Consider the following 6355-nt stretch of genomic DNA (forward strand, 5'->3'; position numbering starts at 1 on the left):
AGCAGGTCAAACCGGTTGGAGATAAAACCCTTCTTGCGGAAGTTGCTGTCGCCGTCGTTTTCGTTCGCCAAACCGGCATCGCTGGACGGCACGGTCAGCGCGGCAGAAGCATCCTTCATGCGGTACGCGGTGCTGTACTTGGGTGTCAGGTCCAGGCGGATCTTGGTGTCCGGGTCAGAACCAAGCTCCAGGGCCTGGGCAGAAACGGCGCACAGCATGCCCGCTGCCAGCGCCAAGGCGCTGCGTGGGAAGGGGGTGGGTTTTTTTATCATTAAAGTCTCCTCGTTAAGTGTTTTTTGCTACTTCAAAAAAAGGTGGCCCCAGCGCACGCCCGCTAGGGCCACCGCCCCAAATCACAGGTAGGTCGATGCCAAGCCACCATCGACCGGTATGTTTGCGCCGCTGACCCAGCGGGCGGCATCGCTGCACAGCCAGGCAATCACTGCCGCCACTTCGTCGGCGAAGGCCGGGCGCAGCATGCGGTGGGCATCGGCCTGCACCCGCTCCTCGCCCAGCATGGAGACGAAGTCGCCCAGGATGGGGGTGAACACCGGGCCCGGTGCCACGCAGTTCATGCGCACGCCTTTGCCCAGAAACCACTCTTGCGATTGCACGCCGTTCCAGACAATCAGCGCCTCCTTGAAGTACTGGTAGCAGGTGGCCTGCGGCACAGGGTGGTCGCGCAGCCAGTGCGCACCGGCATCGAAACCTTTGGCAGCGGCCAGTTCTTTGTGCAGGTCCAGCCGCAAGGGCCACTCGGCTCCCAAGATGGATGCCACGTTGACGATGCTGCCGCCACGCGGGATGCGCGGCAACACCGCTTCCGTCAGGTGGCGCAGGCCCAGATAGTTAACCCGCGCCACCAGGTCTCCGTCGGCTGTGCCGGGCACACCGGCGATATTGCAGAAGCCATCAATATGCTTAGGTAGCTGGGCCACCGCCGCGTCGATGGCGGCGACGCTGCCCAGATCGGCTTTGACAAAGCCGTCTAAGGTCAGACTCGGGTCATTGCGGTCCATACCGATCACCGTCGCACCCTGGAATCGGGCCAGCCGTGCCACCTCGGCCCCTATGCCGGACGACGTGCCAGTGATGACGATGGTTTTTCCTTGCAAGCTCATGCTGTTCTCCTGGTTGATCTGGGTGGGTTAGAAGGGGTAGGTCGGCGCCTGGTCTTTCACCGTGACCCACTGCCACTGCGTGTATTCCTCCATGTCGGCAGGCCCGCCCACGCTGCCGCCATTACCCGCGATGCCAGGGCCGCCGAAGGGGTTCACGCACTCGTCATTCACGGTCTGGTCGTTGATGTGGACCATGCCGGACTTGAGCTGTTGGGCCACCGCCATGGCCCGCCCCACCGATTTGGAGATCACCGCCGCTGCCAGGCTGCCGGTGTTGTTGTTGGCCAGCGCAATCGCCTCCTCATCCGTGGTGTAGGTGATGATGTTGGCCACCGGGCCAAAGGTTTCTTCCTCAAACACCCGCTGGCCGGGCTTGACACCTGTTAGCACCGTAGGCTTGTAGAACAGGCCATCAAAGCTGCCACCGGCTTCCAGCTTGGCACCAGCCTTAACGCTGTCTTGCACCAGGGCGTGCACGCGATCACGCTGCTTGGCGTCGATCAGCGGGCCCAGGGCCACCTGGCCGCTGGCACCGTTGCCCATGGGCAAATGCGTGGCCTTGGCAATCAGCCGTTTGGTGAACTCCGCCGCCATGCTGCTGTGCACCAGGATGCGGTTGGAGGCCATGCAAATCTGGCCCTGGTGGAAGTACGCGCCCCAGGCCGCGTTGCTGGCCGCCACGTCCAAGTCGGCATCGTCCAGAATGATCAGCGAGTTGGCACCGCCCAGCTCCAGCGACACCTTCTTCAGATGGCGACCCGCCAGCTCGCCAATGCGGCGCCCCACGGCCACGGAGCCGGTGAAGGCAATCATTGGCACCAGCGGGTCTACCACCAGCGCCTCGCCTGCTTCCGCATCGCCGGGCAGCACCTGCAGCAAGTCCTTGGGCAAACCCGCTTCGGCAAAAATGCGGGCAATCATCAAGCCGCCAGACACGGGCGTGCGGCTGTCGGGCTTGACCACCACACCATTGCCCGCTGCCAGTGCCGGGGCAATCGCCCTCAGCGCCAAAATCAAAGGGAAGTTAAAGGGCGAGATCACCCCCACCACGCCATGCGGCACCCGGCGCGCAATGCTGGTGCGACCGGGCACGCTGGGCAACACATGGCCTTGCGATTGCAATGGCAAGTTGGCGGCCAGTTGGCAAATCAACGCGGCCTCGCGAACTTCATGCTGGCCCTTGCCCAGAATGCCGCCGGTTTCCCTGGCGGTGTACAGGGCCAGCGCGTCGAAATGCTGTTCAAACAAAGCCCCAGCACGGCGGAAGATGGCGGCCTTTTCGCGTGGCGGCACCGCCACCCAGACCTTCTGCGCCGCTGCGGCAGCCGCCGTAGCCACCGCCATGTCGGCGGCATTGGCAATGCCCACGCGGCACAGCACCTGGCCGGTGGCGGGCTCGACCACGTCGCGCAAGCCAGCGCCCAAGGCCGCTTGTTGCAAGCCTACAAAGTTAAAAAGTCCCGCCGTATCTGTCGCACCCATAGCCATGTCCTTTTAGTGAAATTGCGTTTATCAACTCGCCACATTTCTTTGCAGCACGCATCGACTAACGCAATGCACGGACCAGCCCCGGAAAGAAAGCCCGCCAAAAGCCGCAGATCAGGCCGTCCCCCAGAGGGGAATTAGGTAGATACCCGAGGCCCCTTTACCGCGCCGCAACATAGGGAAATCACCCTCCAAAAATTTCATCAAATAGTTATATTTGCAAATCAAATTTGATCAATTGGTGAAATGAAAACACGCAACCCTTCACGTGCTTCTCGGGTTTCTTTGGCCGATGTGGCCCGTGCCACGGGCACGGTGTTGAGCAACTTCGACAGCAGCTCGGTCAACAAGGCCCTGGGCGGTTTTGCCAGCACGCACATCGGCAGCGAGACGCACCCCAACATTGCCGACATCAGCGAATGCCTGTTCTTCTCGCCGGGCGATGGCCGCATCTGGCTGCAAGACCAACGCATGGTTTTGCTGCACACCGAAGCCCTGGGCTCGCTGCGCCGCGAGATGATCGACAGCCTGGGCACCCAGCAGGCGCGCGGCCTGTTCACCCGCGCGGGCTACGTCAGCGGCGCGCGCGATGCCCACCTGGTGCGCCAGCAATGGCCCGATGCCGACCCCTCGGCGGCCGCCATCGCAGGTACCCGCCTGCATGCGCTGGAAGGCGTGGTCAAGGTCGAGCTGGTGCAGGTGGAGTACGACGCGCAAACCGGCAGCTACGAGGGCGAATTCCTGTGGCACAACTCCAGCGAGGACGACGAACACATCGCCGCCTACGGCATCGGCGGCTCGCCCGCCTGCTGGATGCAGGTGGGCTATGCCACAGGCTACGTCAGCACCCTGTTCGGTCGGCTCATCGTGTTCCGCGAGACGCAATGCCGCTCCATGGGCGACGCGCATTGCCGGGTGGTCGGCAAGTCGGCCGACCAGTGGGATGACATCGAGGAAGACATGCGCTACCTGAACGTGCGCGAGTTTGTAGACACCGCCGCCTATGCGCGGCCACAGTCCGATGCGGCCGAGCTACCGGCCAGCAGCGCACCCGCGGGGGACGCAATGGTCGGTGCCTCGTCAGCCTTCAACGCCGCCTGCCACCAACTCAGCCGCGTGGCACGTACCACCGCCACCGTGCTGTTCACCGGCGAATCCGGCGTAGGCAAAGAAAAGTTTGCCAGCATGCTGCACAAGATCAGCCCGCGCAAAGACAAGCCCTTCATCGCCGTGAACTGCGCCGCCATTCCCGAGACGCTGATCGAATCCGAGCTATTCGGCGTGGAACGCGGCGCCTACACCGGCGCCAGCGTGTCGCGCCCCGGCCGCTTTGAACGCGCCAGCGGCGGCACCTTGTTTCTGGACGAAATCGGCACGCTGAGCTACGTGGCCCAGGGCAAGCTGCTGCGCGCGCTGCAAGAGGGCGAGATTGAACGCGTGGGCGGCACCCGCAGCATTGCGGTGGATGTGCGCGTGCTGGCCGCCACCAACGAAACCCTGCGCCAGGCCGTGCGGGACGGTCGCTTCCGCGAAGACCTGTTCTTCCGCCTCAACGTCTTCCCCATCCACCTGCCGCCCCTGCGCGAGCGGCGCGACGACATTCCGCTTCTGATGAACCACTTTCTGAACCACTACCGGCGCAAACACGGCTGCGCCACCCTGGGATTCACCCAGGCCGCCGTGCGCACGCTGCTGAACTACGACTTCCCCGGCAACATCCGAGAGCTGCAAAACCTGGTGGAGCGCGCCGTCATCATGGCCGACGTGGGCGGGCTGATCGACGTGCACCACCTGTTTACCAGCGGCGAGACCCTGGCACCCGATGTGATGACGCTCAAGCTGCAAGACGGTGCGGGCACGCTCAACCTGGCGGCCACACCCGCGCCCGCGCCAGCCGCCGCCGCAGCACCTGCGGCTACTTCACCCGCCAGCGCCCTGTCGCTGGACCAGACCGAGCGCGCCATGCTGCAGCGCGCCATCAGCGGCGCCAAGGGCAACCTGTCGGCCGCCGCCCGCCTGCTGAACACCAGCCGCGCCAAACTGGCCTACCGGGCCCGAAAACACGGGCTGGTGTAATGCAACCTGGGACCCCAGCGTCTATCCCAAAAATTTATAAAAAATCAGCCTCTAGCGCAGGTAGCACCTGCGCAAGAAGCTCTCAAAAATATAGCGTCTATTGGGCTATGCTCACGCGGCCTTGCCCCCTCCATCGACCCACCCCTTACTAGACCCATGCTCACCGGCGACCTCAAAAGCAAAATCGACCAGATTTGGAACGCCTTCTGGTCCGGCGGCATCGCCAACCCCATCGAAGTCATCGAGCAAATCACCTACCTGCTGTTTCTGCGCCGCCTGGACGACCTGCACACCCTCGAAGAAAACAAGGCCAACCGGCTGAAGAAGCCCATCGAGCGCCGCATCTTCCCTGAAGGCGTGAACGACCGCGGCCGCGCTTTCGAGAGCCTGCGTTGGAGCCGTTTCAAGAACGCAGCCGCCAGCGAGATGTTCACCATCGTAGGTGAACATGTCTTCCCCTTCCTGCGCACCCTGGGCACCGACGACTCCACCTACGCCCACCACATGAAGGACGCCCGCTTCACCATCCCCACGCCCGCCCTGCTGGAAAAGGTGGTCGATTTGCTGGATGCCGTGCCCATGGAAGACCGCGACACCAAGGGCGACCTGTACGAGTACATGCTGGGCAAAATCGCCAGCGCCGGGCAAAACGGCCAGTTCCGCACGCCGCGCCACATCATCCAGCTGATGGTCGAGATGACCGCCCCCACGCCCCTTGATACCATTTGCGACCCGGCCAGCGGCACTTGCGGCTTCCTGGTGGCGGCGGGCGAATACCTGCGCGACCACCACGCCACGCTGTTCCACGACGCCACATCAAATAAGCACTTCAACCACGCCATGTTCCATGGCTACGACTTCGACAACACCATGCTGCGCATCGGCAGCATGAACATGATGCTGCACGGCGTAGACAACCCGGCCATCACCTACCGCGACTCGCTGGGCCAAGAGCACGGCACAGAAGAAGGCCGCTACAGCCTGGTGCTGGCCAACCCGCCCTTTGCCGGCAGCCTGGACTATGAAAACGTAGCCAAAGACCTGCTGCAAACCGTCAACACCAAAAAGACCGAGCGGCTATTTCTAGCCCTGTTCCTGCACCTGCTCAAGCCCGGTGGCCGCGCCGCCGTCATCGTGCCCGACGGCGTGCTGTTTGGCAGCAGCAAAGCCCACAAAGAGCTGCGCCGCATGCTGGTGGAAGAGCAAAAGCTAGACGGCATCGTCAGCCTGCCCGGCGGCGTGTTCAAGCCCTACGCGGGCGTGTCCACCGCCATACTGTTCTTCACCAAAACCAACAGCGGCGGCACGGATAAGGTGTGGTTCTACGACATGCAGGCCGACGGCTACAGCCTGGACGACAAACGCCAGCCCCTGCTGCCTGAAGACAAATTAGGCCTACAGCGCACGCAGCACCTGCGCAAGCAGCTATCCAATGAAGAGCACGCTAAAAACAACCTGCCCGACGTGCTGGAGCGCTGGACCACCCGCAACACCCCCCAAGCCGACCGCCCCCGCACCGCCCAAAGCTTCCTGGTGCCCAAACACGAGATAGCCGCCAACGGCTACGACCTCAGCATCAACCGCTACAAAGAAGTAGTGCACGCCCAGGTGCAGCACCGCGCGCCGGGCGAGATATTGGCGGAGTTGGCGAAGCTGGAGGATGAGATTGCGGC

The 6355-nt window shown here is 63.2% G+C and carries 5 protein-coding genes; 2 read left to right on the plus strand and 3 right to left on the minus strand.

The window, feature by feature from the left end:
* The 3 genes from ABI213_RS01270 to ABI213_RS01280 all read right to left on the minus strand — a co-directional run.
* The coding region (locus ABI213_RS01270) for a DUF1302 family protein (RefSeq protein ID WP_348025771.1) at window positions 1–272 on the minus strand (272 nt) is incomplete at its 3' end.
* Window positions 273–353: 81 nt separating this feature from the next.
* Window positions 354–1121 carry a coniferyl-alcohol dehydrogenase gene (locus tag ABI213_RS01275; RefSeq protein WP_348006481.1) on the minus strand — a complete coding sequence of 256 codons (768 nt, stop codon included), beginning with the start codon at window positions 1119–1121 and terminating at the stop codon, window positions 354–356.
* Between the two features lie 27 nt (window positions 1122–1148).
* On the minus strand, window positions 1149–2603 hold the full coding sequence (locus tag ABI213_RS01280; RefSeq protein ID WP_348006480.1) for a benzaldehyde dehydrogenase: 1455 nt from the start codon (window positions 2601–2603) through the stop codon (window positions 1149–1151).
* 249 nt (window positions 2604–2852) lie between these two features.
* Here ABI213_RS01280 and ABI213_RS01285 point away from each other — a divergent pair, with 249 nt between their 5' ends.
* Both ABI213_RS01285 and ABI213_RS01290 read left to right on the plus strand, forming a co-directional pair.
* Window positions 2853–4682, plus strand: a complete 1830-nt coding sequence (locus ABI213_RS01285; RefSeq protein ID WP_348025772.1) for a sigma 54-interacting transcriptional regulator — start codon at window positions 2853–2855, stop codon at window positions 4680–4682.
* A 156-nt stretch (window positions 4683–4838) separates the two neighbouring features.
* Window positions 4839–6355 (plus strand): class I SAM-dependent DNA methyltransferase (locus ABI213_RS01290; protein ID WP_348025773.1); only part of this gene is annotated, 1517 nt, incomplete at its 3' end.

The organism is Rhodoferax sp. (assembly GCF_039922535.1).
Classification (GTDB): Bacteria; Pseudomonadota; Gammaproteobacteria; order Burkholderiales; family Burkholderiaceae_C; genus Rhodoferax_B.

Excerpts from the sequence above, each read along its gene's own strand:
- ABI213_RS01275 (WP_348006481.1), bottom strand. The coding sequence starts at position 1,121 with ATGAGCTTGCAAGGAAAAACCATCGTCATCACTGGCACGTCGTCCGGC.
- ABI213_RS01285 (WP_348025772.1), top strand. The coding sequence starts at position 2,853 with ATGAAAACACGCAACCCTTCACGTGCTTCTCGGGTTTCTTTGGCCGAT.
- ABI213_RS01280 (WP_348006480.1), bottom strand. The coding sequence starts at position 2,603 with ATGGGTGCGACAGATACGGCGGGACTTTTTAACTTTGTAGGCTTGCAA.